The organism is Paucimonas lemoignei (assembly GCF_004342585.1).
Lineage (GTDB): Bacteria > Pseudomonadota > Gammaproteobacteria > Burkholderiales > Burkholderiaceae_D > Paucimonas > Paucimonas lemoignei.
The window spans coordinates 346,160-372,389 of the sequence record NZ_SLZQ01000003.1; the positions used below are offsets into that span (position 1 = coordinate 346,160).

Below are 26,230 nucleotides of genomic sequence, written 5' to 3' on the forward strand. Positions count from 1 at the left end.
GCTTCCTATCAATCAGGATGAAATGGGAGAGGCGGCGCGGGCAGAGCGCACCTCGTTCTGGACGGCCTGCAACAGGCGCCCTTGCAATGCGATGAATTCGGGACTCGACAGGAAGTCCTGCGCGCGCGGCTTGGGCGTGCGGACCGGCACTTCGAGCGAGACGCGGCCGGGACGGCTGCTCATCACCAGGACGCGATCGGCGACGAAGATCGCCTCGGTCACGTCATGCGTGATGAAAAACACAGTCGGGCGATGGTCCTGCCACAGCTGCAGCAGCAGCTCCTGCATCTGGATGCGGGTCTGGTAATCGAGCGCGCCGAAGGGCTCGTCCATCAGCAGGATGCGCGGCGCCGACACCAGCGCGCGGGCGATCTGCACGCGCTGCTGCATGCCGCCGGAAAGCTGGTACGGATAGTGGTTTTCGAAGCCGGAGAGACCGACTTCCGCCAGCAGTTCGCGCGCCTGTCGAGTATAGGTTTGCTTGTCGATGCCGCGCGACTTGAGGCCGAGGACGGTGTTGTCGAACACGGTCAGCCAGGGAAACAGCGCGCCATGCTGAAAAACGATGGCGCGGTCCGGATGCGTGTCGTGCACGGCCTTGCCATCCACCAGGATGCGTCCCTGCGTCGGTTCCTCGAACCCGGCGATCAGGTTGAGCGCCGAGGATTTGCCGCAGCCGGTCGGCCCGAGCACGGCGACGATTTCCGATGGCGCGATGCTCAGGTTGAGATTATCCAGCGCCAGCGTTCCCGGCGAGCCGGCCTTGCCGTCATAGCGCTTGCTGACGCCTTCGAAGACGATGCGGCCGGCGTGCAAGCCTGATGTGCCTGAGTGTTCGTGATAAGTCATGTGTGATGCTCCTGCAAGTCAACGCGGCGCCAGGGCAATCCGGCAGGCCGGCTGATGTCGGCTTGCTGCGCTGGATGTGATGTGCCCGCGTTTCATGCACTCTAGTATGTCGATTACAAGCCTGAAAATATGTCGCCTTCGCGACAGTTAACCTATGATCATTTCAAATAATAATGATCACTAATTTCATAATGAATTTTGGTAATAAACATTGATGCCGCTATCAATGCAGAAATCACAAGGCTGTAGAAATAAAAAAACGGTCCTGTCGGACCGTTGCGGCATGTCGGGTATCGCGGCGGCAGGCACTAGGCGCGCAGCCACTCGACGATCAATTCCGCCGTCTGCGCAGCGGCCTCACGTTGCGGAAAGTGGCCGACTCCGGGCAAGACAATGCGTTGGTATTCACCGGTGAACCAGGCATGGCTGCCAGCCGAGCTATCGAGCGTGATGCAGCCATCGTCTGCGCCATGGATCAACAAGGTGGGCACGGCAATCGCCGGCATTTGCTGCTGGCGCGTTTCCAGGTTGGCGTAGCGGGGATCGGCATCGGCCAATCCCCAGCGGTGGCGGTAGCCGTGCAGGGTAATGTCGAGCCAGTCCGGGTTGTCGAAACCGCCGGCGACGGCATCGAACTCGGCATCGCTTAACCGCCATCCCGGCGACCAGCTTTGCCACAGGCTGCGGCACAGGGCGCGCCGGTCCTGCTGCAAGGCGGCCACGCCCTGCGGATGCGCGAAGAACCATTGGTACCAGAATTGCTGCGCCTGGCGAAACGACAGGCTGCTGCTGCCGTAGCCGATCGACAGACTGACATAGCGCGTCAGGCGATGCGCCGCCTGCGCCGCCAGCACGTAGCCGGTGCGCGCACCCCAGTCATGGCCGACCATGGCAAAGCGCGGCAAGCCCAGCAAGTCGGCCAGATCCAGCACGTCCTGCGCCAGCGCAGTGATTTGCGCGCTGCGCGGCGTGTCGTCATGCAGAAAACGATTCGGCCCGAAACCGCGCAGATACGGCGCGATGGTGCGAAAGCCGGCGGCATTCAATGCCGCTGCCGTCGCCGACCACGTGGCGATGCCATCGGGCCATCCATGCAGGAGAATGACGGGCTCGCCATCGCGCGGACCGGTGTCGGCATAGTGGATTTCAAGCAGACCGGTATGGACGGATTGCAGCGGACTCGTCATCATCGCGCCCGGCTCATTCGCCGTATGCCCGGCTGCTGACGCGATTTTCCGCGCCCACGATTTCCAGGACGGTGCGCTCCTGCTGTTTTGCCCCGCGCACGTTGAAGGTGACGCGCTGGTTGACACGGCGATGCGGCCAGTAATCCGCCAGGGCGTAATGCTGGGTGGTCCGGTTATCCCACACCGCGATGCCGTTGAGCTCCCATTTATGCGAGTAGATGAACTCGGGCTGCTTCAGCCATTGCGTCAGGAAGCGCAGGATTTCGCGGCTCTCGGTAGACGACACGCCATTGATGTTGCGGGTGAAGGTTTCATTCACGAACAGCACTTCCTTGCCCGACTCCGGGTGCGGCCGCACGACCGGATGCTCGACCGGCGCAAATTCCTTGATCGCCTTGGCCAGCACATCTTCGCCCAGGCCGGCGAGGTAATTGCGCCAGTTGCTGATTTCCCAGGTATGGGTCGCGGTCAAGCCGCGCAGGTAGTCGCGCATGCCCGGGGAAAGCGCCTGGAATGCCTTGCTCAGGCTGGCCCATGCGGTATTGCCGCCGACCGACGGCCCTTCGGTAATCTGGATCACGGTGCCGGCCGGCGGCTCGGCCACCCAGGTCACGTCGCTGTGCCAGTGGTCGATCGAAGGCGGACGCTTTTCATCGGTTTCGATCACCTCGATCTGGCTGTGGCCATCCTTGCGCGGGAAGTAAGCACCTTGCGCCACGGGACCGAACACCGAAGCCAGTTCCAGGTGCTGTTCCGGCGTCAGGCTCTGCGGCGGGAAAAACAGCACTTCGAAATCCAGCAGCGCCTGGTACAGCTCTTCGCGCACGGCGGCTGACAACGGCTTCTGCAAATCCACGCCCTCGATATGCGCGGCAAAATTGGGCAGTTGCGGCACCGGGCGGATGTGCTGGTAGCGCTCCTCGACCGGGATGATGGAAGTGACGGCTTTGGTGATTCTGTGTGCGTTTGTCATGGCGTCGACCCTCTGAATTGTTAACGTAAAAAGGACTGGACAAGCCTCGGCGCCGTGGCGGTGCGTGCTGTCATGCCTTCGATGCATCACAGTATGGAGAATCCAGGCCAATAAATATGTCGCATAGGTGACAAATAATGTATATTTAGATCGAATATGAATAGTAGATAACTGCATTATGACTTTAAGTGATATACCGTGGTATTGGCGGCAGGATGACTTGTTTGAAGGCGTGCAGGAAGCGCGCGGACCGTTTCTGGTGAGCGCCGAGCGGCTCGAGTTCCGGCGCGGACAGATGATCTTTTCCGCCGATTCCGCCGCCAGTCATGTGTACTATCTTGAACGCGGCACGGTGAAGGTATTCCAGATCAGCCCACGCGGCGATGTGACGATCTTCTGGTTCTGCAGTGCCGGCGACTTGTTCGGCGCCGGCGGCATTTCCGGGGCGGCGCAGCAATCCGTGTTTGCGCAGGCGACCGAGCGTTCCGTGGTGTACGCTTTGCCGCGCAGCGTCTTTGAATCCTACTTGCGCAGCTATCCGCAACTGGGCATCAACGTCATCCGCCTGCTCAGCGGCAGGCTGCGCCTGGCGTGCGACGCCGCCACCGACAATGCCACCCGGCGCGCCGATGCGCGACTGGCCCGCACCTTGCTGCGGCTGGGACAGCAGTGGGGCCAGATCTCCGGCGAACAAGTGCGCTTCGGCGCGCCGATCACGCACCAGGAACTGGCCAACATGACAGGCACCAGCCGGCAGACGGTCAATCGCCTGCTGGGCGAATTCAACCGCGCCGGATGGCTGGAGTTCGACGGCAGGAAACTGGTGCTGCTCCGGCCGCAGGCACTGGCGGATTTCGCCAACAGCGAGGAGGAATAAGGCAGCGCGCCGCTACGCTATCGGGCCAGGTTCTGTGCCGCAGCTGTATTTGTGATTATTTTCTGCTGCTTAGCAGAGATGCCGCCAATGATGGCGACAAGATCAACGTATAGCTCCGGCTTGTTGTTCGTATTGCTCGCGATAGAGTTGCTCAAGGGTGCGGAGTTCTTCGCCGTAGTCAAAATTGGAGTCTTCTCTTTCCTTCAGAAGCTCAACGAGCTCAAACTCGAATCGGTCCGGGCCGCCACGGTCCCATTTCGCTTGGAGCGTCTTGTTGGCATGCGAACGTAGACGTAACTCGAACTGAGCGCGATTCATTGCGCCGTATACGTTGCGGCTTGATGCAACCAGCGTTTGTCCGGTTTCCTTGTCGCGAATGATGTAGATCCCCATTGGCGGAAAAGCGTCTCGTGCTTGACGCGAGATGTCACGCCGGCTGGGCGAAGAAGTATCGGTTGTAATCGGCATGACAGTCTTGTGTGGAGTGAATAAAAACTTGCGAATCTAAACGTATAAGCTATCCGCCATAGCCGGTGCAGTCGTGCAGAGCTACTTTCTTCTGCCCGTAGGCATTACAGATTCTGTTTTGGCGAGGCGCATCATGTAACTCCCGATATCAGCCGGCCAATCGGTCGTGAATTCCGCCAATCGATCGAGCTGGCCTGCGAACAGGGCACGGCTGGCTTCCTCAAAACCCGGAAGGTTTCCCGCCAAGACAACCATCACGTTGTAGATGCGTTCATGAGTGCGCCGTTGCCGATCACGCTCGACATTTGCCTGTCTGGCTTCGTGCACCAGTTTGCGTAATGCGACGGAGGCGCCGCCAGGCTGCGTAGCGAGCCAGTCCCAATGTTCCGGAAGCAGCGTCACCTCCCGTGCAATCACTCCCAGCCGAGGGCGGCCTCGACCTTTGGTGATCGGCCCTTCTTCGCTCGATGCAGGCTGAACGGAAAGTGGCTTATCCGTGTAACGCGCTTCCACCTCAGCACAGGTCCCTCGCAAATCGAGCTCAACCTGCTTTCCAGTCTCATCATCGAAAACGAGCGGTATGGCGTTCGGGCTTTTCTTCAGCCTGTCATAGAGCGCAACGGCAACCTTACTCAAGGTTCCTGATGCGACCATCCGCGGTCCCCAAAAGGCGGTGAAGGTTTGGTTTGCTTGAGATTGCATAGGGAACGTGGTCATTTTTATCCGTATAGAATAAATATTACCCGGGTAAAAATAAAGTGTCAATATTACCCGGGTAATATTTAAAATATATCAGCGGGCGGCCGCGGTCTGGCATCGCCAACACCATGGAAGGCTAAGTGATCGATGTCCGTTTCTGGCCGGAAGCGGACATACTTCGACAGACTTTAGTCTTTGGATTGATTTTTAAACACCGACAGTCCATGCCACCAGCTCATTTCCAATAGCGCGGATTTACCTCTCTGCGGAGCATGGGACTACCTGGCTACTCGGGACGGGTCATGAGGAAATGCTGCGCAGCGTCGACGGAAAAATAGTCCGCGGGACCGCCGCCGCGCAGGACGTGTTCGGCAGCCGCCGTGTCGTAGACACCATTTTTCAGGAGCGACTGCGCGATATGCACGCCGACGACCTCGCCCAGCACCAGCCAGGTCGGCACCTGCTCGCCGCTGACCGTTTCCAGTTGCACGATCTGGGTGCGGCGGCATTCGAACGAGACCGGGCTTTCAGCCACGCGGGGTACCGAAATGATGCGGGAATCGATCGGTGTTAGTCCGGCCAAGGCAAATTCATCGGTTTCGAAGGGCACTGGTGCACAGGTCTGATTCATTGCCTCGGCCAGTGGACGTGTGACCAGGTTCCATGCGAACTCGCCGGTCTCCACGATGTTACGCACCGTGTCCTTGTAGCCGATGCTGGCGAAGCCGACTATCGGGGGAACGTAATTGAAAGCGTTGAAAAAGCTGTAGGGCGCGAGGTTCAGCACGCCCGAACTGCTGCGCGAAGAAATCCATCCGATCGGACGTGGACCGACGATAGCGTTGAACGGGTTGTGCGGCAAGCGGTGGCCGTCACGCGGTTCGTAGAAGTGGATTGAATCGGGCATTCCGAACTCCGTTAACTGAATTCTCCACAATACACCATCTAGACCTGGGCCTGCCGGCAATGCCCGGCCATGGTATGTGCTCTCCTGACGAGCCGACGGCCCGGCAGCACGGCGCCCGCGCCATTCTTCGAGCGCCCGCTTTCGACCCGAAGCGGACATTTGCGGACAACATTTAGTCGCTAACTATTTCGAAATACGGTGACCTTCAGCATCGATCACAACTTCTCCATCTTCCTTGGTGAATGGCCTCTTCTGCGGCAAAGGAAGGATATCTAGCACCACCTCCGATGGGCGGCATAGACGTACACCGACCGACGTCACGACAAAAGGACGATTGATAAGGATTGGCTGGGCCAGCATCGCGTCCAGCAGCTGCTCATCGCTCAATGCCGGGTTATCCAGGCCCAGTTCTGCATAAGGCGTCCCTTTTTCACGGATGGCGTCCCGCACAGTTAGGCCGGCTTTGGCGATCATATCCGTCAGCCCCTCCCGTGACGGCGGATTATTCAGGTATTCAATAACTACCGGCTCAACACCAGTATTGCGAATCAGTGCCAATGTATTGCGCGATGTCCCACAGCTTGGGTTGTGATAAATCGTAATGTCCATAAGGTTATGCCTTTGCTTCGTACCATTGTTGGGAACGATTCACGATACCGACTACCAGCAGCATCACCGGCACCTCGATCAGCACGCCAACCACCGTCGCCAGCGCGGCGCCCGATTGGAAGCCGAATAGGCTGATTGCGGTTGCCACGGCCAACTCGAAGAAGTTGGACGCGCCAATCAGGCTCGAAGGTCCGGCAACACAATGCGGCACACGAAGCTTTTTATTCAGCAGGTAGGCCAGCCCTGAGTTGAAAAACACTTGAATCAGAATCGGTACTGCCAATAGCGCAATGACGACCGGCTGCTTGGTAATTGCCTCGCCTTGGAGCGCAAACAACAGAACCAGAGTCAGGAGCAAGGCAGAAATCGAATACGGCCCCAGCTTGGCTACTGCATTTTCCAGGACACGATTACCCTTGGCGAGCAGCGACTTGCGGATGAACTGAGCTAGGATCACGGGAATAATGATGTACAAGCCCACCGATGTCATCAAGGTATCCCAGGGAACCGAGATCGACGATAGTCCCAGTAATAACGCCACAATCGGCGCAAAGGCAACGATCATGATGGCATCATTCAGCGCGACCTGCGACAGCGTAAAGTAGGCGTCTCCCTTGCACAATTGGCTCCAGACGAAGACCATTGCCGTACAGGGCGCAGCGGCCAGCAGAATCAGTCCGGCGATATAGCTATCGAGCTGGTCGGCCGGCAGCCAGGACGCAAACACATGACGAATGAAGATCCAGGCAAGCAGCGCCATCGAAAACGGCTTCACCAGCCAATTGATGAAAAGCGTGACGCCAATCCCCCGCCACTGACTTTTGACCTGGGACAGCGCCCCAAAGTCGATCTTGATCAGCATGGGAATGATCATGACCCAAATCAGGATGCCAACCGGGATATTGACCTTGGCCACTTCAAGCTGGGCAATCCCATGAAAAACATCCGGCAGCAGGCGGCCAAGGATAATGCCGGCGACGATACAAAGCGCAACCCAGATAGTCAGGTAACGCTCGAAAAAGCCGATTGCCGGTGCGGCGCCACCGGCAACGGCTGTGGCATGCGTAGCAGTCATTTCACTCAGTACCAGTGCTGCGTGAGGCGTTACCAGTACAAAGCGATAGCACGTTATAGGTTTTACCGGTCATTCATATCTCACATCGTTAGCAGCAGGAAGAGCCTTCTTTTGCCGGAGAGGCCGGCACGCAACAAGGCGATTCGGCTTTTACCTTGACCTTGGCCAGCGGAATGCAGCAAGCCTCAGTTTCAGGATTGGTCTTGTCGGGCTCGCCAAAGACGGGAATCGTATCCAGTGTATGGAAGGTTTCCCAGGCTATACCAGAGGGATCATTCACCCAGTATTTGTCAGACTTCGCGTAACAACATGCCACGCTTTCTTCTTTTTCCAGGTCCGGCTGGAGCGACGCGAGACGCGACTGCATCTCGCTCAGCTCGGTTGCCGACTCTACTTGGATGCCGAGATGGTTCAGGCCGATGTCGGCACCACGCTGGGAGATAGCGAAGTTCACACGGGGATCGTCCAGCATCCATTTGGCATAGTCCGGCTTGACCACGGTTGGTTCGGTGGCAAACATACCCGAATAGAACTTGATACTGTCGGCAAGATTGTCGACCGAGATGTGTACATGCAGGCGTTTCATGGTGAGACTCCTTCTTTAATAGAGCAGTTAGCTTTGCCATCCTTGGAACAGGGATTCCCTCCGCAGCAGTTTTCGGTCAGGAAGCCAAGAAGAGCATTCATGGTCTGGTAGTTAGCGGAATAGATTAGCGAGCGGCCTGCCTTCTTTTGGACCACCATATCCGCATGCATCAGCTCTTTCAAATGGAACGAAAGCGACGATGGCGGAATGTCCAGTTGATCGGCGATCCGCGATGCAGCCAAGCCTTCAGGACCGGCCTGAACGAGCAAGCGGTAGACCGCAAGGCGCGATTCCTGGGCGAGCGCCGCTAAGGTGGCAATGACATCTTTGGTTTTCATAATTCCATAATAATGGAATTATTGAATAAATCAAGATAGGCGCCCCGAATTTCAGGTTGGAAAGCCAGGCTTGAATGCTTTGGCCTTCCGACTCGACTGTTCACTAGTGGCCGAGCACAGACGCCCATTAGCTGGGCATTGGGGAAACTGAGAAGCAGCTCCCGACCCGAAGCGCACATTAGGCCGCCACGAGGAAGGCGTGAAATCTCATAGCGTAACGCTACATCAATCCGCCTTAACTACCAGCTGACCAAAACAAATCAAACATGCGCAGCAGTTTCAAGCGGATGTATTCCGTATTTTGGCCGCGCGCATAGCTGACCAGGTCTTGGTCTAAAAAATAGCCGGTGCTGATTTTCTCTGCCACCATCAGATCGAGACGGTGCGAACTACTGTGAGAAAGACCGGCGCCCAAATTCCATTCTGCATGTTGGAGCGCGAGATTTTTTGAGACGGCAATTTCCGCGGCATGCGCAATGATGCCTTGTGCGCCGTGACGCCTTTGCGTGTCGATTTCCTGATCTCTGGCGGCTCGGCGCAGGCGGAGCGAAATGTCGGTCATGAATACTTCTGCGTCGCTTTTGCCCGCTACGATTGGGCGGTCGATTCGGTTAGTCGCCCGAGCTCGGACAATAGAAGATCCACCGACGCCAGTTCCACTGGCTTCGTGAGGTGGTGGTCGAAGCCGGCTTTCTTGGCTTGGTCGCGGGATTTTTCCGTGCCCCAGCCGGTCAACGCCACCAAGACCAGTCCCTCGAATCCAGGCTGGGCGCGCAAGCTGCGTGCAGTTTCGTAGCCATTCATGCCGGGCATGTCGAGGTCGAGTATGGCGACCTCAGGTTGGAATTCTTGTGCGATCCGAAGCGCTTCGCTGCCGCTGTACGCGGCGCGTATGGTGTGGCCGTCGAGCTCGAGTAGATCCGAGAGGCTGTCGGCGGCGTCCAAATTATCGTCAACCACCAATAATTTGAAGCGTCTGGAGACGGGGCGAATTGCTGAAGGCGATGGCGCCGGTTGCGCTGAGCTGCCGGCATTCGCTTGTTCGGCGAGTGGCAAGCGGATCGTGAATGTGGTACCCATGCCGGTGCCGGCACTTGAGGCCGTCACGGACCCTTCGTGTAGCTGAATCAACCGATGGATCAACGGCAGCCCGATACCCAGCCCGCCCTGCGCGCGCATGCCAGTGCGGCTTGCCTGATTAAACATCTCGTACAGAGATGGCAGCTTTTCTTCGGAGATGCCGACGCCGTTATCGGTCACGCTGATCACGGCGTGGCCGTGATCGTGACAGGCGGCCAGTCGGATGCTGCCGCCGGCCGGCGTGTAGCGCGCCGCGTTGATCAAGACATGCTGAAGCGCCAACGCGATCTTTGCGCGGTCGGCGTTCAGCGTCAAAGGCGCAGACGGCAGATTGACAGTAAATACATGGCCGGCCGCTTCGATCGCAGGTGTGCTCGCGCCGACTGCATCCTGAATAATGTCGTTTAAGCTGACGGATGCTTTTTTGAGATCGAGACGTTTGCCGGTGACGCGCGCCACGTCTTGCAAGTCGTCGATCAGCCGCACCAGGTGCGAGACCTGGCGTTCCATCATTTCGCGGATTTTTTCAACGACCTCCGGATTTCCCTTGCTTAACTGGATGACGCCCAGACCGCTGCGAATTGGCGCCAAAGGATTGCGCAATTCATGTGCTAGCGTCGCGAGGAACTCAGGACTGGGGCGGTCCCTGCCGGTTTCTGCCGCATGCTGACGTTCGCGTTCCAATCGATGTGCGGCCTCGCTGCTTTTTACCATGTGAAGCAGCATTGACACTTTGGCGTTCAACACATTTGCGCTCACCGGCTGCACGATGTGATCGACGTTTCCCAACCCATACGCCTCCTCAGCCGGGAAACTTGCGCAACCTGCTTCCACGACAAACAGGATAGGTATGGTGGATGAATGTGTGCGAATGCGGCTTGCCAAATCGAGCGCTTCGGCTTGATTGCGCATGACGACCAAGGCAAGGCATGGATCGCCGCAAACGATGTCGACCCACGATCCCTGGGCAGCATTGGCCTGAACGATGTGGGCATCCAATTGTTCTAGCGTGACTTCCAGCGCTAGTCCGGAGACAAGATCCGGTGCAAATATTAAAAGGCTGACTGGATGTTCCATTGCTTCACCGAACGAAATAATCAGAAAATTTTAGAGTTGCCAGCTCGACACATATTGTTAGAAATCAATTTACGTGTGGAAATTTCCGCTTATTCAAAATATAGGGCGGCCTAATCCGGTAACGGCACAGGGATTAAAGGGCATTCACCTCTTAGTCGCAAATGCGGAGGCAATCATGCAGGCTGAGCCTTCCACGGATTGATGAGGTATTTCTCGCCCGTGCTGCGCTTGCCGTAAGCCGTGATTGCTTCCTCCTGCAGGGCTTCCTGCAGCGACACCACCTTGGTGTAGCGACTGGCAAAGGTCGTTTTCAGCTCGGCCGCAACGCGCCGCTTGAGTTCCTCCGTTCGCTCGGGACCGAGCTTCTGCAAAAAGGGAAACAGCAACCAGCCCCCCATGCTCCAGGCCATGCCAAAATCGCGGACGATTTCCGTCGGGCGCATGTCAAGACCGCCATAGATATACACCTGCTTGAAGGTTGTCGAGCCATAGCGGCTGTATTCCCCGGCGGATCTGTTGGCCGCCGCTTCCATGGCGCTCAGAATCTGGCCTGCTAGCCGGCCGCCGCCGATGGCATCGAATGCAATCGTGGCGCCTGTCGCCGCCAACGCGTCGGTCAGTGTTTCCATGAAATTGTCGGTGCTGGAATTGCACACGTATTGCGCGCCGTTCTTGCGCAACAGGTCCTCTTGCTCCTGGGAGCGGACTATATTGACCAGTCCGATGTGTTCGTTCTGGCAAATGCGGTTCAGCATCTGCCCCAGGTTGGAGGCACCAACGGTATGTACCAGCGCCGTATGGCCTTCCCTGCGCATTGTTTCCACCATGCCCAACGCGGTCAAGGGATTGACAAAGGAAGACGCGCCATCGGCTGCGGACGCGCCTTCCGGCAGAAGCAGACATTGCTCAACAGGCACGCAGCGGTAGTGCGCGTACATGGCGCCGCCCAATGCAGCCACCGTCTTTCCCAGCAGCGCTTGCGCGGCCGGCGAGGCGCCAGCGGCAATGACTGTGCCCGCGCCCTCGTTCCCTACAGGCATCGACTGGTTCACCCTTCCCTGCATGCTCTTCATGCCGCGCTCGGGGATGCGGGCAGTAACCACCGGCCCATCGGCGTTTTCCGCGTAGGTGGCGGTAGCCATGTCGGCCGCGCCAAACAGCAGGCCGATATCGGAGGGATTGATCGGCGTGGCTTCAATACGTATCACGATTTCATTTTCCGCGGGAACGGGCACAGGTACCCGGACTAGCGAAAGTTCCAGTTCGCCTTCCGAACGGACGAGTGAACGCAACTGCAACGAATGGGTGTTGTCCGAAGACATGAGCATGCTCCTCGACTGGTGGATGAAAGTACGGTTATCAGAGCATGCCATATCGGCGGCCGGGCTGCTCGCAGTCACTTTGCCAGATCAGCTGGGACACGAGAAGCGAGGCAAGCGTCGCAATTCGATCGCATCACAGTGCAGTGTGCCAAGTTCATCGCTACAGGCTATCCTGTGATCAGTGTAGGCACTAAAAAAGAGTTGACCGGCATGGCCGGACCATACTGCATTGATGAACGCCTTGATGACCTATCGTTCGCTGGAATAAATTCGATTTGCCCGCTGTAGGACCGAATGGCAGGTTTTCGGAATAGGCTACGACAGCTTGGGGGCGATAACAGACGTTCGAAGCCAAACTGAACGTGAGTAACATTAGAAATTAGCAGGCCCGCTGGGTTGGAATATGAGAAATATCCGGAGCCGCGGACCGAAACTAAGGCCGCCCCGGCTTGCGCAGGGACTCGATACGCTGCGCGAGCGTCGCGGCAGAAAGCTCGCCGACACGTCGCTCGACAAGGATTCCCTGCTCATTGAAGAACAAAGTGGTCGGCAAAGCCATGGAGGCAGTCTGCCTGCCCACTTGCAGTTTAGAGTCAAGCAACACGTTATCGAGCGAAAGCTGTGCGGCTTTCAGATACTGTTGCACGACATCCGCAGCTTCGCCCTGGTTCACGAAAACAAAGACGATGTCGCGATATTGCGCCTGCCCGTCACGCAGCACAGGCATCTCGTGCCGGCATGGCGGGCACCAGCTCGCCCACAGGTTCACCACCATCGGCTTTCCCGCCAGGGACTGCAGCTGGAACGTGCCGCCGTCCAGGTGCACCAGCTCGACCTGGGGAAGTTTTACCTGCCCGGTATCGCGTCCGATCAGAGCTGTCATGCCCAAGTACCAGACCACAATGCCGGTGCCCACGGCCAGCACCAGCGGCTTGCGGGCTTCCTTGCGGCGCCAGGCGAACCACGCTCCCAAGGCAATCAGCAACATCATGCCGGCGGACTTGGAAAACCCGCCGTCGCGAATGTCCATAATGCTCCACGGCGCGGCCTTGTAGCCGTCAAAATACCGTGCGACAAAAACGATTCTCGCCCCTATCACTGCGGCGATCAGTAAGGTCCACAAGATCGGCTCGATATCCACTTTCCACGACCGCGCCGTCAAGCGGCCGACCGCCAAGCTGGAGAACATCGCGATCGTGAGCAAAATGAGCCAAAGTGAAATAGCAAACGGTCCCAGATTAATTGTTCCCATTGTGTCTCCATGCTAGCTGCCGGGTGAGCGTAGATAGTAATTTGCAGCAGCAAGCCATGTATTGCGAATATGAAAAGACTCGCTTCGTCCTTCCTGGTCGCGTTGTTATATCTGTCCTTGATAAAGAAAATGAACGCAGCATTCTTCATTGCATGCTGGATAAGCCGACCCGGCAATTGTTTATTACCGAATAAATCCATTTGCAAAAGCTGGCCGACCGTGGAACCGGCACGGCCTGGCGAGGATCGAAGGCTTTTCGCATCACCCTGCTACTGCGTTTATTGGACAGTCCTGATCTTCTATTGCCCGTTAGGCGCAAACAAAGGAGGCAAGCATGACGCAGCTACAAACAGCCAATATTGACGAGTTCAAATCGCAGTTCCATGGCGAAGTGCTCCTTCCCGACGACGCTGCCTACGATGAGGTGCGCCAGATCTGGAATGCCATGATCGACCGCACGCCCGCGCTGATCGCCCGCTGCAGATCGACTGATGATGTCGTTCAAGCCGTCGGGTTCGCGCGCCAGCATGCCCTTCTCATCTCGGTGCGAGGAGGCGGACATAACATCGCCGGCAATGCCGTCTGCGATGGCGGCATCATGGCCGATCTCTCGTTGATGAAAAACGTGCAGGTGGACACGAACGCCCGCCAGGCGACCGTCGAGCCCGGTTGCATCCTCGCCGACTTCGATAAGGCTGCGCAGGCGCACGGTCTCGCTACACCGCTGGGTATCAACTCGACCACGGGCGTGGCCGGCCTGACGCTCGGCGGCGGCTTCGGCTGGCTGAGCCGCAAGTACGGTATGACCGTCGACAACCTGCTCTCCGCTGAAGTCGTCACCGCAGACGGCAAACAAGTGCATGCCAGCGAAACGGAAAACCCCGATCTCTTCTGGGGCCTGCGCGGCGGCGGCGGCAATTTTGGCATTGTCACCAGCTTCCAGTTCCAGCTGCATCCCGTCGGCCCGGATGTGTTATGCGGGCTCATCGTCTTCCCGTTTGACCAGGCCAAGACCGTGCTCACGCAGTTTGCGCGGTTCACGCAGACGATGCCGGACGAACTGAACGTCTGGATGGTCACGCGGAAGGCGCCGCCGCTGCCATTCCTGCCTGAGGCGGTCCATGGCAAAGAAATCATCGTACTCGCACTGTGCTATGCGGGCGACCCTGCCGAGGGAGCGAAGCTGATCGAGCCGCTGCGCGGGTTTGGCACGGTGGTCGGGGAACATGTCGGCGTGCAGCCGTACATTGCATGGCAGCAGACCTTCGATCCGCTCCTGGCGCCGGGCGCGCGCAATTACTGGAAGTCGCACAATTTCTCCCAACTCAGCGATGGCGTGATCGATGCCATCCTCGAATACGCGGCCAAGCTGCCGTCGCCGCAGTGCGAGATCTTCATCGGCACGATCGGCGGCCAGACGACGCGCGTCGCGCCTCAGGCGATGGCGTATTCGAGCCGGGAAGCCAATTACGTAATGAATGTGCACGGCCGCTGGGAATCAGCTGCCGACGATGAGCGCTGCATCGCCTGGGCGCGCGAGTTCTTCGCCAAGTCGCAGCCGTTCGCCAGCAGCGGTGCTTACATCAATTTCCTCACGCAAGAAGAAACCGACCGCATCGCCTTTGCCTATGGCGCGACGTACAACCGCCTCGTGGAAATCAAGAAAAAGTACGACCCGACAAACCTGTTCCGGATGAATCAGAACATCAAGCCGGTCTGAAGGGGCGGCATGCAGTCAGCGCGCCGTATCCCGCCCTGCGCTCCTGACCGACACGGCGAAAACCGCTAGCCCCGCCAGCGCCAGCAAGGCGCCCACCCAGCCTGTCGAAGACCAGCCCAGTCCGGCAGTCACTGCCACGCCGCCCAGCCATGCACCCAGCGCATTGGCGGCGTTGAAGGCTGAATGGTTCAGCGCCGCAGCAAGCGTTTGCGCATCGCCGGCCACGTCCATCAAGCGCACCTGCAGCACCGGTCCGAGGGCGACGAGCGTGCCAACCAACAACACATTCAGGGAACCGAGCCAGGGATGATAGGCGGTGAACGAGTACGCCGCGAGAATGAGCGCGCCCCATACCAGCAGGCCGGCCACGGTCGGCATCAGCGCGCGGTCCGCGAAGCGCGGGCCAATCAAGTTACCGATCACCATGCCGACGCCGAACAATGCCAGTACGATCGGTATCTGTCCCAACGGCATGCCCGCCAGTTCCATCATCGTCGGCTTGACATAGCTGAACACGGAAAACAGGCCGCCAAAACCGATGGCGCCGATTGCCAGCGTCAGCCACACTTGCGGCCGCTTGAGCGCTCCCAGTTCGCGCAACGGGCTTGCGCCAGCCTCGGCGGGTATCTCCGGCAATGCACGCAGAATCAGCACTGCACAAAGAATGGCGAGCGCGCCGACAAATACGAATGCCGCGCGCCAGCCCAATACCTGGCCAAGCCATGCCGCGATGGGCACGCCAATCAGCGTGGCGATGGTCAGGCCCAGCATCACCTGCCCCACTGCCTGCCCTCGTCGCCCCGGTGGCGCCATGGATGCGGCGACCAGCGCCGCCACGCCGAAGTACGTGCCGTGAGGAAGGCCGGCGAGAAAACGCAGCAAGTTGAGCGACAAGTAGCCCGGCGCGATGGCGCTGGCGAAATTTCCCAGCCCGAAAGCCACCATGAGCGCGATGAGCAAGCGCCTGCGCGGCCAGCTTGCCGCAAGCACCGCCAGCAACGGCGCGCCAATCACCACGCCAAGCGCATAGGCACTGATGACATGCCCAGCTTGTGGGATGGTCACGTTCAGGTCGCGGGCGACTTCGGGCAGCAAGCCCATGATGACAAATTCGCCGGTGCCAATGGCAAAGCTGCCAACGCCCATGGCGAGATTGGCGCGTAGCGCAGAGCCTGTTGGAATATCGGTTGATGTGGTGGAGGGAGAAAGCGATGGAGGAGACGAAGACACGGAAAACTTTGCGAAGACGGAGTAAAGCGTGAAGATTCTACCGCAAACCCGTCGCTTCAGCCGACGTGCACCCCGCTTCGAGTCTTTGATTCATCCTGCCGCCGACAACACTCTCCGCAATGACGTCATATCGACCGGCTTCACAAAGTAATGCTGAAAGCCTGCTGCCTTGGCAAGGATCTTGTCATGCGCCTGCCCATACCCTGTTAGCGCAATGTACATGGCGTCCTTGGTTTCAGATAAGCCATGCAAGCGCCGCGACAGTTCATAGCCATCCATGTCGGGCAGGCCGATATCCAGAATCAGGGCTTCGGGACGCAAATGCTTGGCTTCTTCAAGCGCACTCTGCGCATTCTCGCGAACCGTCACGACATGGCCTTGCTCCTCCAGGAGCGCTTCCAGCGAGACCGCCGCATCGGCGTTGTCGTCGACGATCAGGATGTTCAACGGGCGCGATGGATGGCTTTCCGTGGCGGCCGCCGGGAATTCGTCGGCCGCCTCCTGTTCCTTCCTTAAAATCGGCAGCGACAAGGCAAAGACGCTTCCCTTGCCGGGCCCTGCGCTCCTGGCCGTCACGCTGCCGCCATGTAGCGTCATGATGCTTCTTACCAGCGCCAGGCCAAGGCCGAGGCCGCCCTGGGAGCGGTCCGGCGTGCGTTCTGCCTGGGTAAACAAGTCAAACACATGGGGCAAAAGTTCCGAATCCATGCCGATGCCGTCGTCAGCCACGCTGATGCACACATGAGTCTCTTTCACTTCCATGGACAGCGCGATATGGCCGCCCATCGGCGTGTATTTGGCGGCATTATTCAGCAAGTTCGTCAGCACCTGGATGAGGCGCGTGCGGTCTCCCAGTACCGCGGCATTGTTTGGCGCGAGATGGATGGAGAGCGCATGATTTCTCGACTCGATCAAGGGCCTCGACTGCTCGATCGCGCTATTGATGACTTCCTTGATACTGAGCTCGTCCTTCTCTATCGATACCAGGCCGCGTGTCACGCGCGAGACGTCAAGCAAATCGTCCACCAGTTCGGTCATGTGCCTGACCTGCCTCGCAATAATCTCGCTATATTTTTTGACGATGTTTTCCTCTGAGCTGACCATCTTGAGAAGCTCTGCCGCCGTACTGATTGGCGCAAGAGGATTGCGCAGCTCGTGCGCCAGCATGGCAAGAAATTCATCCTTGCGTCGGTTGGCCAGTTCCAGCGCTTCTTCTGCTTCACGCTGGATGGTGATGTCGGTATTCGTGCCAAACCAGCGGACAATCTGCCCGTTCCGGTCGCGAATAGGAACAGCTCGTGACAAGAACCAGCGATACTCGCCATTCTTGCCACGCAGCGGAAACAAGTCTTCCCATGCAATCTGCTGTTTGACAATATCGTCGTAATACTTTGCCTTGACTGCTTCCACGAAGTCGGGATGGTGTACCTTTTCCCAGCCCCAGCCCTGCGTTTCTTCCAGCGTCGTGCCGGTGTACTCGAACCAGCGGTTGTTGTACCAAAAGATCTGGCCGTCGCTATTGGCCATCCAGGCCAGCTGCGGAATGTTCTCTGCCAACGTGCGAAATTGCACTTCGCTTTCCTTGAGCGCCAATTGTGCCTTTTTGGATTCACTGATATCGAGAACGTAAGCAATGCCTTCTTCTTTGGCGTCATGAAAGTTGGCAGCACCAACATAAACCGGCAAGCGGCTGCCGTCCTTTCGGAAATATTCTTTCTCGTACGCTTCCGCACTTCCTCTCGATTGCAGGCTATCCATGCTTCGCCGGTCTGCATCCGCCCATTCAGGCGGTGTCAGCTCGCGCCAGGATAAGCCGTTCCGCTCGACGTCTTCGCGCGAGTAGCCCAGCATCCGCAGAAAGGCATCATTCACATTCACCAGGGTGCCGTCATAACGATATTGCAGGATTCCGATGACGTTGGAATCGACGATGGCCTTGAATTGGAATTCGGTCCGTAGCCTCGCTTCTTCAGCGAGTTTCTGTTGCGTGATGTCCAGGACGACGCCGGGCATCCATGCGGGTTTGCCGCTCGCGTCAGACTCGATTTTTCCTCGTGCATGGATATACCGGATACTGCCGTCCGGCTGACACAAGCGGTAATAGTCTTGATAAGGCTTGCCAGTGGTGAGCGCCTCGGCGATGTTGGCCTCGACAGCCTTGAGGTCGTCAGGGTGGATGGCATGGAAATACGCTTCGCGCGGGCCACCGTTGGCAATCTTTTCGGGTACATCAAACAGCCTGGCAAAGTTGGGGTCGGCATAGACTCGGTCGGCTTGAATATCCCATGTCCACGTGCCGATTTCCGCGGCGGTCAATGCGCCTTCCAGTCTCAATTGCGCATCCTGCAGCTTGGCCTGCAGGATTTTTTGTTCGTTGATATCGGTGCAGGTGCCCATCCACCGCTCGATTTCGCCCGCCGCATTCCGGATCGACAAGGCGCGCGCCAGCACCCAATGATACTGTCCCGAGTGATGCCGCAACCGGTACTCGCTTTCGTAGGGCTCGCCTGTGGCAAGACTGTGTTCCCATGCTTCCCTGGCGCGCAGCAGGTCGTCCGGATGTAATATCGCGGCCCAGCTCTGGCCCAGAGTTGAGCCTGCCGGGACGCCCGCGAATTCATAATGCTGACGATTGTAATAATCGTGATAACCGTCTGGCAGCGTCGACCAGACCATCTGCGGGATGGCATCGGCAATCTGCCGGAACTTGGCTTCGCTTTCCTCGGTGGCCTGTTGCTTCAAAATGTGTTCCGTCACGTCTTCAACGCTATGGATGATGTAGATGATCTCGCCCGCCGTATTGAGCACCGGCGTGTTGAGCGGCTTCCAATAGCGCACTTCAAATTCGCCGTTGACATCGCCATGCTTGGGGATATCGTATTTCTGTATCGGCATGGCGTCGGGACGCTTGTTCTGCAGCACCCGCATCAGCGATGCCCGCAAGTTCGTGACGCCGGTCGCTTCGGGATCCGCGGGGTTATCCGGGAATACGTCAAACAGCCCTTTTCCCAGGATCTGATCGCGCGCGGTGTTGGTGGCCTTGAGGCGCGCTTCATTGGCGGCCACCATGGTGAAATCCGGCGTCAGGACCAGATAAGGAATCGGCGTGGCGTCAAACAAAAGCTGAAAATCGAGCGAAAGACCGGCGGGCAATTCATCAGGCGTAGCCATGTAGCAGTCCCTTTCGAATACAGCAATGCAGGCTGAGACTATGCACGAAGAAAAAGATTGCCCTATGTTCCTCTGCTGCAATCCGCACTTATCACAAAACCTGTTTGGTAGACCCGCGCCTCCCTGTAAAAATTCAGGGTGCGATATTAAGTAGAAACTTTGACCGGCGCAAAGGATCGAAACCGTACTGCGTCATGTAGAGAGGAAAGTCTTCTCTCTTAACATCTTTACGCAAGGCATTCATTACTTCAATATTTTTCGCCCAAGAATCAATGATAACTTTGGATAAAATCCGAGCCGCGCGCATTCTTCTGGTCGACGACAGTGCGGACAACATCACGCTGCTCTCCGAAACGCTCAAGCTGCGCGGCTATACTCAAGTCTCGTTCACCAATGATTCAAGCCAGGTTTGCAAACTCCATGCGCAAAACGACTATGACCTGATCTTGCTCGACATGCATATGCCCGGCCTGAATGGCCTTGAAGTGATGAAGCAGCTAAAGGACGTCGAAAAGCACGCGACGCTCCCGGTGCTGGCCATTACAGGCGACCAGCGTTACAAGCTCGCGGCGCTGGGGGCGGGCGCACGCGACTTCATCGTCAAGCCATATGATTTGGCCGAGCTGGATATGCGCATGCGTAATACCATCGAAGCGCGCCTTTCGTACAAGGCCATGGCCGAGCAAAGCCGATTACTCGAAGAAAAAGCCCTGCACGATTCCTTGACGGGGCTGCCCAACCGGCGCTTGCTGGCGGACCGGATCGAAACCGCGATGCAGTATGCGCGCCGCCATCATCAGATGGTCGCCATCATGTACATGGATCTCGATGGATTCAAGCAGGTCAACGATCAGCATGGCCACGCCTATGGCGATAGTCTTCTGAAGGAAATCGCCGTGCGCCTGCGTTCAGTCGCGCGTCAGGAAGACACGGTCGCGCGAATCGGCGGGGATGAATTCATCATGGTGCTTGCCGAAATCGTCCGCGTGGAAGATATCTTGCGGCCCGCGACCAAGATACTGGGTTTATTGGAAGAGCCACTTGTTATTGGCGACGTATCGGTGAAGGTTTCCGGCAGCATCGGCATCAGCTTCTATCCCAAGGATGCGGAAGATGCGGAGGCATTGATCGCGCGGGCCGATGGCGCGCTCTATTGCGCCAAACACGCGGGAAAGAACCGTTACCAGTTTGCCGGCCACCCCGCCTTCGATGACACCAGGGCCTACGCGACTGCAAATATGGGTTTGCAATAGATATATCCTTACTGTCCCGACATGGCTAGCGCCTCGAATAACTTAAGTATCCAGACCTATGCCTTGGAAACTCTTGATCTTCAGAGGCTAGACAGATGAATGAGCATGAGCGGGACAGCACGAAGAAACGAATCGATCGATTCAGCCAGGTAATCGGGCATACACGATTCATCGTTCTGCTGGCGGTGACTGCAGTCATGCTCGTTGCCGTATCGCTGTTTCTGCTTGGCGCGCTACAGGCCGTTTTTGGGATATGGGATGCGTGGCGGACTGTATTGAACGGCGATTTGCACGCGACCCAATTGACGATCCGCTTTTTGGAAATTGTGAGCGTGATGCTCAAGGCGGTGGTGTTTTACCTGATTGGCGTCGGCCTATACAGCCTGTTCGTATCGCCCCTCAATATCACGGTGTCGCTGGGCGTCCAGACGCTTGCCGACCTGGAGTCAAAAGTCATCAGCGTGGTGGTGGTAATCATGAGCGTCACCTTCCTGGAGCACTTCGTGGGCTGGTCTCATCCGAAAGAAACGCTCGAATTCGGCGGCTCCCTGGCACTGGTGGTGGTCGCCCTGGTATTGTTTCAGCGCTTTAATCAGCTGGCAAAGAAAGATCAGCAAATCCATAGCCCGGATGCGCAGGAAAAGGCGCAGACCCGCATGTTTGAACGCCAGGATGAACAAGCCAACGTCACCGGGGCTGCCAAGACGACTGACGACAAATCCTAGGGCGGACGCCTCGCCCAAGCGAAATCGCATCGACTTGAACCCAGAAGGGAAAGGCGCTGCCAAGGATATAATGCGGTTCCATCTTTTTCACCGCACTTCCGGGCTAACTACTCATGGCATCTTCCGACGACAACCTTAGCATGGCACTGTTCTGCGATTTCGAAAACGTCGCGCTGGGCGTGCGCGATGCCAAGTACGAGAAATTCGATATCAAGCCGGTGCTCGAACGCTTGTTACTCAAGGGTAGCATCGTTGTCAAAAAGGCGTATTGCGACTGGGATCGTTACAAGGGCTTCAAGGCGACCATGCATGAGGCCAATTTCGAACTGATCGAAATCCCGCACGTACGCCAATCCGGCAAAAATTCCGCCGATATCCGGATGGTCGTCGATGCACTTGACCTCTGCTACACCAAGTCGCATGTCAACACCTTCGTCATCATCAGCGGCGACTCCGACTTTTCACCGCTGGTATCGAAGCTGCGTGAGAATGCCAAGCAAGTGATCGGCGTCGGCGTCAAGCAATCGACATCCGACCTGCTCGTCGCCAATTGCGATGAATTCATTTTCTACGACGACCTGGTACGTGAAAGCCGGCGCACGAACACAAGACGTGACACCCGTGAAGCGCCACCGGCAACCAAGCGACAGCCTGCCGAAGAGAGCAGCCGCAAGGAGGATCTGGAACTGCGCAGGACGCAGGCCATCGAGATGGCCGTCGAAACATTCGATGCCTTGATGTCCGTGCGTGGCGACAGCGGCAAGATCTGGGCGTCAGCGCTCAAGCAAGCGATCAAGCGCCGCAAACCCGACTTTAACGAATCCCATTACGGCTTTCGCACCTTCGGCAACTTGCTGGAAGAGGCGCAGTCACGCGGCCTGCTCCAATCCGGACGCGACGAGAAATCGGGCACGTACGCGTACCGTAGCAGCAGTGCGGTGGCAAACAATGCCGCGCCAAGCCCCGCGGTCATGCCAGAAAATGGCGGCCCGATTGCCGTGCCGAATGCGAGTGAGATTGAAGCTGACGTGCCGCCAGCCACGGCAACCGAGCCTCGCCGCCGCTCGCGCGCTACGGGACGCAAGGCTGTGCAAAGCGAGCCCAAGGCTACGCCTATAGCTGCGGCCTTACCCGAAGTGGCATCGGAACAATCGGCGCCGCCAGAGGCTGAAGTGCAACAGCAGGAGGCCGTGCCAATTAAAAGTGCCGCAAAGACAAGCAGAAAAACCACCGCGAGCCCCCGGAAACCGAGAAAAAAGCCGGCAGCAACCAAGGAAGAATGATTCGGCCAGCTTCCACAGTCCGAAAGGCGTCCGAAGGCGGAAGAAAGCAGCGCTAAGCAAGATGGGATACCTGTTATGATGGCGGCGTCCCAGGACGCGAATCTCGCTGAAGGGACTCCACTAAGGTTTCAATGCCCAACACAGCCAATGCGCGTCTTTCTGACTTCATCCTCAATAATTTAGAACCCATTCTTCAGGCATGGGAAGATTTTGCCCGCACCATTGAGCCACCGGCGCTCACCATGGATGATACGGCGCTACGCAATCATGCCATCCATATGCTCAAAGAAATTGCGGGCGATCTTGAGAGACCGCAGAACGCATACGAGCAATCTGAAAAGTCCAAAGGCAAAGCACCCCGAGCAAAGAGAGATTCCGCGGCCGAGACGCATGCCGCATCGCGTCTATTGTCGGGCTATACGATTGAACAGCTGGTATCGGAATATCGCGCACTCCGCGCAAGCGTATTGCAACAATGGGCAGCAAGTAGCCGGCTGGCGCTGCCGACTGATTCAGCAGACATGATGCGCTTCAATGAAGCCATCGACCAGGCTTTAGCAGAATCTGTCGCCCGTTATGCAAAGTTGGTAAAACAATCCCAGAATATGTTTCTGGCGATCCTGGGGCATGATCTACGCAATCCGCTAGGCACCATCATTACCGGCGCGAGCTTCATCATGCAGGCTACAGATATCGCGAGCAAGTATATCGTTGCGGCCACCCGCATGTTCAATTCCGGTCAGCGCATGAACAAACTGATTGGCGACCTGATTGATTTCACAAGAAGTCACTTGGGCTCAGGTTTGCCGGTCAAGCCGAAACAGGCAAATCTCGCAATTGTCTGTATGAATGTTGTCGAAGAAATGCGCACCTTCCATCCTGAGCGGATGATCGAATTTGACGCGCGCGGTGACATGGGCGCGCTCCTTGATGAGGATCGGATTTCACAGGTGTTTTCCAACCTTATCGGGAACGCTTTGCAATATGGCAGAAAGAATGGGCCTGTCATCGTCACCCTCATGTCGACCCCAGACAACCTGGTCGTCACGGTGAACAATCAAGGCGAGCCCATCGATCCGCCAAAACTCGCCACGATATTTGAACCGCTGGTTCGCCTGGCCAAGCAAGACACGACGGATTGCAGCAGGGAGACAAGCCTGGGGATTGGCTTATTTATCGCCAGGGAAATCGTTCACGCCCACAGCGGCACCATTACCGTCACGTCCGAAAAACATACTGGCACCACCTTCACGATCAGCTTGCCACGGTTACCAACGCTAGGCGCGCACTTGCCGGCGGAATAAGTGGCTTTTGACGAGGCACCATATAGTCAATGCTGCCGATACGTAGAATAAGCTTTGCGCATTCACTCAAAGCGCAATCGCTATGACTTCTCTTGCCGCGTTACGTCACCTTGTCTTGTTTTCCTTCAAAGTTGAAACAAGCACAGAGCAGGTTAATGCAGTTATCAAGGATTTTTGTATTCTAAAAGACAAAAATCCAGGGCTTCGCCATCACGAATGGGGCACTAATGTCAGCCCTGAAGGTTTGAATGATGGCTTCACACGAAGAAATATCAACTGCCCGCCAGCTTGAACGCCGTTACTGCACTCGACAATTTTACGGCGCTGTCGTAAGTGCTTTCAGCGGCTGCGGCGGCCTCTTCCACAAGTGCGGAATTCCGTTGCGTCATATCGTCAATATGCGCGATTGCGGTGTTAATTTCCTCGATGCCTGCGCGTTGTTCCTCGCTGGCCTTCGTGATTTCGCTCATGGCATCGCTAACTCGATGCACAGCCGACATAATGTCAATCATCGTGCTGCCGGCTTCTTCAACCAGCTTACCGCCGGCGTCAACGCTACCGACGGAGTCATTGATCAGTGTCTTGATCTCCTTCGCTGCCGAAGCCGATCGGTGGGCGAGGCTGCGCACTTCCGCTGCGACAACGGCGAAACCTCTGCCATGTTCGCCGGCACGAGCGGCTTCGACTGCCGCATTCAAGGCAAGCAAATTGGTTTGGAATGCGATCCCGTCGATCACGCCAACAATGTCAGCCACCTTCAGCGAGCTGCGCTTGATCGCCTGCATGGTCTGCACGACGTCGCCAACCACCTTTTCGCCGTGGCCGGCAACCTGCGAGGCGGCGGCGACGTGACCATCGACTTGTCGCGCCTTGTCCGCGCTGAGTTTGACAATATCGGTCAGTTGTCCCATCGAGCTGGCGGCCTGTTCCAAAGCACTGGCCTGGGATTCCGTGCGTGCTGACAAATCCGCATTGCCGTCGGCGATCTCGCGCGAAGCATGGGTGATGCTGTCCGAGGCCTGTCGCACATCGCCGACGATGCGGGCAAGCCCCTGCGCAGTGGCATTCACCGCATGCATTAACTGCCCAATCTCGTCGCGCCGGTCCACATGCACCAGCGAAGTGAGATCACCGGCAGCAAGCTTCTCTGCGGCATATCGCGTACCGATCAGCGGCTTGCTGACTAAGCGTTGCAATACCGGGTACATCCCTACCGCAAGCAATAGCACGCCACCAAGGCCCACAAGGGCAAGATTACTAAAGCTTGCATGGAGTGCGGCGCTTGCCTGATGCGCCTCATCTGCTGGCAGAGCACGTGAAAGCGCTGCGCCGCTCAATGCAGAAAATGCCCACCCATACAGGCACAGCAGCAGCGTCGCGCCGGCTGATAGCGCGGCAGTCAGCTTGAAGCCGAGACCATTGTAAAACTTGTTCACCACCGCCATGCCGACGACGATGACGCCGATTACCCGGCCAGCAGAATCACGGATTGGATCGTAGCCGGTCATAAGTTGAACGCCAAACACGGACGACAAGCCCAAATAGCTTTGCCCCTGCAGCAATCGCGCATAGCCGGGATGAGCGCGGTCGAGCAGAGTGCCGACTGCGCGTTCATTCTTCTGGTTCTTGATTGAAGTAGTGATGCGAATGAAGTCGTCACCTTTGCGGACAAAGATGCTTGTCGTCACGCCGGTGCGTTCAGTGAATGTGTCCGTCGCCGCATAATTCATGTTGAGCTCGGCATCGCCATGCATCAAAACAGGCGTTGCGCGGCCGGCGATATCGATAGTCCGATGCGTATCAACAGAAAAACCGTTGGAAAATTGAGCCTTATAGCTTCTTGCGTAACGACGGATCCGGCTTTTTAGCGGCAAGAGGTGATTCATTAACCAAGTACCTTTTGTTCAGCGATGCAAAATGTTTCCACGTGGAAACGAAGCTTGCCATAATTTATTGCACTGAACAAGAATATGTGGCGTTTACTACCTGAAAAGGCACACATCACTCCTATCGACCTCTATCACCCCTATCCGAATTAACTTTATTGAATAAATATGCCCACATTTGCGGCGCAATATCTCCGCCAGTAAATCTTGAAATTTCTGATTTTCTTTGTTCTCAGCCTTTTCCATTCTTGTGTCAACCTCAATAGACCGACTATCAGGCAGGGCGCGGTATCTGCATCCGCCAGCTCCGCTTCCGGTCGATCTGCAGAACGATATGTAAATAACAGGAACGTGCCGGG

At 57.2% G+C, this 26,230-nt stretch carries 23 protein-coding genes and 1 pseudogene; 7 read left to right on the forward strand and 17 right to left on the reverse strand.

The window, feature by feature from the left end:
• Window positions 1-12: 12 nt before the first annotated feature.
• The 3 genes from EDC30_RS06965 to EDC30_RS06975 all read right to left on the reverse strand — a co-directional run bounded on the left by EDC30_RS06965 (window position 13) and on the right by EDC30_RS06975 (window position 3,009).
• Window positions 13-849, reverse strand: coding sequence for an ABC transporter ATP-binding protein (locus EDC30_RS06965; protein ID WP_132258091.1), 837 nt, complete (start codon window positions 847-849; stop codon window positions 13-15).
• Window positions 850-1,157: 308 nt separating this feature from the next.
• Entirely contained in the window at window positions 1,158-2,039 is an 882-nt protein-coding gene (locus tag EDC30_RS06970; RefSeq protein WP_132258092.1) for an alpha/beta fold hydrolase, read from the reverse strand.
• 10 nt (window positions 2,040-2,049) lie between these two features.
• Window positions 2,050-3,009: a TauD/TfdA dioxygenase family protein gene (locus EDC30_RS06975; protein ID WP_132258093.1), complete on the reverse strand. Its 960-nt coding sequence runs from the start codon at window positions 3,007-3,009 to the stop codon at window positions 2,050-2,052.
• 178 nt (window positions 3,010-3,187) lie between these two features.
• On the opposite strand from EDC30_RS06975, the gene EDC30_RS06980 reads away from it, so the two are divergent.
• Complete coding sequence (locus EDC30_RS06980) at window positions 3,188-3,886, forward strand: Crp/Fnr family transcriptional regulator (RefSeq protein WP_132258094.1); 699 nt, start codon at window positions 3,188-3,190, stop codon at window positions 3,884-3,886.
• 102 nt (window positions 3,887-3,988) lie between these two features.
• Here EDC30_RS06980 and EDC30_RS06985 read toward each other — a convergent pair whose 3' ends face one another.
• From EDC30_RS06985 to EDC30_RS07035, 11 genes are all read right to left on the reverse strand, one after another.
• A complete protein-coding gene (locus EDC30_RS06985; RefSeq protein WP_132258095.1) occupies window positions 3,989-4,354 on the reverse strand; it encodes a GIY-YIG nuclease family protein in 366 nt (121 codons plus the stop codon).
• 81 nt (window positions 4,355-4,435) lie between these two features.
• Window positions 4,436-5,071, reverse strand: coding sequence for a DUF2239 family protein (locus EDC30_RS06990; protein ID WP_243656680.1), 636 nt, complete (start codon window positions 5,069-5,071; stop codon window positions 4,436-4,438).
• A 268-nt stretch (window positions 5,072-5,339) separates the two neighbouring features.
• Window positions 5,340-5,960, reverse strand: a complete 621-nt coding sequence (locus tag EDC30_RS06995) for a flavin reductase family protein (protein WP_132258096.1) — start codon at window positions 5,958-5,960, stop codon at window positions 5,340-5,342.
• A gap of 183 nt (window positions 5,961-6,143) precedes the next feature.
• The gene (gene arsC, locus EDC30_RS07000; protein ID WP_132258097.1) at window positions 6,144-6,569 is read right to left on the reverse strand and encodes an arsenate reductase (glutaredoxin); all 426 of its coding nucleotides are present in this window, start codon (window positions 6,567-6,569) and stop codon (window positions 6,144-6,146) included.
• Between the two features lie 4 nt (window positions 6,570-6,573).
• Window positions 6,574-7,644 carry an ACR3 family arsenite efflux transporter gene (arsB, locus tag EDC30_RS07005; protein WP_132258098.1) on the reverse strand — a complete coding sequence of 357 codons (1,071 nt, stop codon included), beginning with the start codon at window positions 7,642-7,644 and terminating at the stop codon, window positions 6,574-6,576.
• Window positions 7,645-7,732: 88 nt separating this feature from the next.
• Window positions 7,733-8,230, reverse strand: a complete 498-nt coding sequence (locus EDC30_RS07010; RefSeq protein WP_132258099.1) for an ArsI/CadI family heavy metal resistance metalloenzyme — start codon at window positions 8,228-8,230, stop codon at window positions 7,733-7,735.
• Window positions 8,227-8,568 (reverse strand): ArsR/SmtB family transcription factor, encoded by a 342-nt coding sequence (locus tag EDC30_RS07015; protein WP_132258100.1) that lies wholly within the window; start codon window positions 8,566-8,568, stop codon window positions 8,227-8,229. Before EDC30_RS07015 ends, EDC30_RS07010 begins: the two co-directional genes overlap by 4 nt.
• Window positions 8,569-8,803: 235 nt before the next feature.
• A complete protein-coding gene (locus EDC30_RS07020) occupies window positions 8,804-9,130 on the reverse strand; it encodes a hypothetical protein (protein WP_132258101.1) in 327 nt (108 codons plus the stop codon).
• Window positions 9,131-9,156: 26 nt separating this feature from the next.
• Window positions 9,157-10,725 (reverse strand): ATP-binding response regulator, encoded by a 1,569-nt coding sequence (locus tag EDC30_RS07025; protein WP_132258102.1) that lies wholly within the window; start codon window positions 10,723-10,725, stop codon window positions 9,157-9,159.
• 173 nt (window positions 10,726-10,898) lie between these two features.
• Window positions 10,899-12,047 (reverse strand): zinc-binding dehydrogenase, encoded by a 1,149-nt coding sequence (locus tag EDC30_RS07030; RefSeq protein ID WP_132258103.1) that lies wholly within the window; start codon window positions 12,045-12,047, stop codon window positions 10,899-10,901.
• A 433-nt stretch (window positions 12,048-12,480) separates the two neighbouring features.
• Window positions 12,481-13,299, reverse strand: coding sequence for a TlpA disulfide reductase family protein (locus tag EDC30_RS07035; protein ID WP_132258104.1), 819 nt, complete (start codon window positions 13,297-13,299; stop codon window positions 12,481-12,483).
• 334 nt (window positions 13,300-13,633) lie between these two features.
• Between EDC30_RS07035 and EDC30_RS07040 the strand changes: the two genes are divergently transcribed.
• Window positions 13,634-15,019, forward strand: coding sequence for an FAD-binding oxidoreductase (locus EDC30_RS07040; protein WP_132258105.1), 1,386 nt, complete (start codon window positions 13,634-13,636; stop codon window positions 15,017-15,019).
• Between the two features lie 15 nt (window positions 15,020-15,034).
• On the opposite strand, the gene EDC30_RS07045 is transcribed toward EDC30_RS07040, so the two are convergent.
• Together EDC30_RS07045 and EDC30_RS07050 are read right to left on the reverse strand one after the other, a co-directional pair.
• Complete coding sequence (locus EDC30_RS07045) at window positions 15,035-16,249, reverse strand: MFS transporter (RefSeq protein WP_243656681.1); 1,215 nt, start codon at window positions 16,247-16,249, stop codon at window positions 15,035-15,037.
• 90 nt (window positions 16,250-16,339) lie between these two features.
• Entirely contained in the window at window positions 16,340-19,420 is a 3,081-nt protein-coding gene (locus EDC30_RS07050; protein WP_132258106.1) for a hybrid sensor histidine kinase/response regulator, read from the reverse strand.
• A gap of 272 nt (window positions 19,421-19,692) precedes the next feature.
• On the opposite strand from EDC30_RS07050, the gene EDC30_RS07055 reads away from it, so the two are divergent.
• The 5 genes and pseudogenes from EDC30_RS07055 (at window position 19,693) to EDC30_RS07075 (ending at window position 24,277) form a co-directional block, all read left to right on the forward strand.
• A complete protein-coding gene (locus EDC30_RS07055; RefSeq protein WP_132258107.1) occupies window positions 19,693-20,673 on the forward strand; it encodes a diguanylate cyclase domain-containing protein in 981 nt (326 codons plus the stop codon).
• Between the two features lie 95 nt (window positions 20,674-20,768).
• Window positions 20,769-21,398: a YqhA family protein gene (locus EDC30_RS07060; protein ID WP_132258108.1), complete on the forward strand. Its 630-nt coding sequence runs from the start codon at window positions 20,769-20,771 to the stop codon at window positions 21,396-21,398.
• A 113-nt stretch (window positions 21,399-21,511) separates the two neighbouring features.
• A pseudogene (locus EDC30_RS07065) lies at window positions 21,512-22,355 on the forward strand (NYN domain-containing protein); the annotation flags it as partial.
• A 457-nt stretch (window positions 22,356-22,812) separates the two neighbouring features.
• Window positions 22,813-23,985: a sensor histidine kinase gene (locus tag EDC30_RS07070; RefSeq protein ID WP_132258110.1), complete on the forward strand. Its 1,173-nt coding sequence runs from the start codon at window positions 22,813-22,815 to the stop codon at window positions 23,983-23,985.
• A gap of 82 nt (window positions 23,986-24,067) precedes the next feature.
• Window positions 24,068-24,277: a Dabb family protein gene (locus tag EDC30_RS07075; RefSeq protein WP_132258111.1), complete on the forward strand. Its 210-nt coding sequence runs from the start codon at window positions 24,068-24,070 to the stop codon at window positions 24,275-24,277.
• On the opposite strand, the gene EDC30_RS19890 is transcribed toward EDC30_RS07075, so the two are convergent.
• Window positions 24,258-25,871: a methyl-accepting chemotaxis protein gene (locus EDC30_RS19890; protein ID WP_132258112.1), complete on the reverse strand. Its 1,614-nt coding sequence runs from the start codon at window positions 25,869-25,871 to the stop codon at window positions 24,258-24,260. The two genes, EDC30_RS07075 and EDC30_RS19890, sit on opposite strands and share 20 nt — an antisense overlap.
• Window positions 25,872-26,230: the final 359 nt, after the last annotated feature.

Excerpts from the sequence above, each read along its gene's own strand:
- EDC30_RS07040 (WP_132258105.1), top strand. The coding sequence starts at position 13,634 with ATGACGCAGCTACAAACAGCCAATATTGACGAGTTCAAATCGCAGTTC.
- EDC30_RS07070 (WP_132258110.1), top strand. The coding sequence starts at position 22,813 with ATGCCCAACACAGCCAATGCGCGTCTTTCTGACTTCATCCTCAATAAT.
- EDC30_RS07075 (WP_132258111.1), top strand. The coding sequence starts at position 24,068 with ATGACTTCTCTTGCCGCGTTACGTCACCTTGTCTTGTTTTCCTTCAAA.
- EDC30_RS06980 (WP_132258094.1), top strand. The coding sequence starts at position 3,188 with ATGACTTTAAGTGATATACCGTGGTATTGGCGGCAGGATGACTTGTTT.
- EDC30_RS07050 (WP_132258106.1), bottom strand. The coding sequence starts at position 19,420 with ATGGCTACGCCTGATGAATTGCCCGCCGGTCTTTCGCTCGATTTTCAG.
- EDC30_RS07060 (WP_132258108.1), top strand. The coding sequence starts at position 20,769 with ATGAATGAGCATGAGCGGGACAGCACGAAGAAACGAATCGATCGATTC.
- arsB (WP_132258098.1), bottom strand. The coding sequence starts at position 7,644 with ATGACTGCTACGCATGCCACAGCCGTTGCCGGTGGCGCCGCACCGGCA.
- EDC30_RS06995 (WP_132258096.1), bottom strand. The coding sequence starts at position 5,960 with ATGCCCGATTCAATCCACTTCTACGAACCGCGTGACGGCCACCGCTTG.
- EDC30_RS06990 (WP_243656680.1), bottom strand. The coding sequence starts at position 5,071 with ATGACCACGTTCCCTATGCAATCTCAAGCAAACCAAACCTTCACCGCC.
- EDC30_RS07055 (WP_132258107.1), top strand. The coding sequence starts at position 19,693 with ATGATAACTTTGGATAAAATCCGAGCCGCGCGCATTCTTCTGGTCGAC.
- EDC30_RS07015 (WP_132258100.1), bottom strand. The coding sequence starts at position 8,568 with ATGAAAACCAAAGATGTCATTGCCACCTTAGCGGCGCTCGCCCAGGAA.
- EDC30_RS07010 (WP_132258099.1), bottom strand. The coding sequence starts at position 8,230 with ATGAAACGCCTGCATGTACACATCTCGGTCGACAATCTTGCCGACAGT.
- EDC30_RS07030 (WP_132258103.1), bottom strand. The coding sequence starts at position 12,047 with ATGTCTTCGGACAACACCCATTCGTTGCAGTTGCGTTCACTCGTCCGT.
- EDC30_RS06970 (WP_132258092.1), bottom strand. The coding sequence starts at position 2,039 with ATGATGACGAGTCCGCTGCAATCCGTCCATACCGGTCTGCTTGAAATC.
- EDC30_RS07025 (WP_132258102.1), bottom strand. The coding sequence starts at position 10,725 with ATGGAACATCCAGTCAGCCTTTTAATATTTGCACCGGATCTTGTCTCC.
- EDC30_RS19890 (WP_132258112.1), bottom strand. The coding sequence starts at position 25,871 with ATGAATCACCTCTTGCCGCTAAAAAGCCGGATCCGTCGTTACGCAAGA.
- arsC (WP_132258097.1), bottom strand. The coding sequence starts at position 6,569 with ATGGACATTACGATTTATCACAACCCAAGCTGTGGGACATCGCGCAAT.
- EDC30_RS07020 (WP_132258101.1), bottom strand. The coding sequence starts at position 9,130 with ATGACCGACATTTCGCTCCGCCTGCGCCGAGCCGCCAGAGATCAGGAA.
- EDC30_RS07035 (WP_132258104.1), bottom strand. The coding sequence starts at position 13,299 with ATGGGAACAATTAATCTGGGACCGTTTGCTATTTCACTTTGGCTCATT.
- EDC30_RS06965 (WP_132258091.1), bottom strand. The coding sequence starts at position 849 with ATGACTTATCACGAACACTCAGGCACATCAGGCTTGCACGCCGGCCGC.
- EDC30_RS06985 (WP_132258095.1), bottom strand. The coding sequence starts at position 4,354 with ATGCCGATTACAACCGATACTTCTTCGCCCAGCCGGCGTGACATCTCG.
- EDC30_RS06975 (WP_132258093.1), bottom strand. The coding sequence starts at position 3,009 with ATGACAAACGCACACAGAATCACCAAAGCCGTCACTTCCATCATCCCG.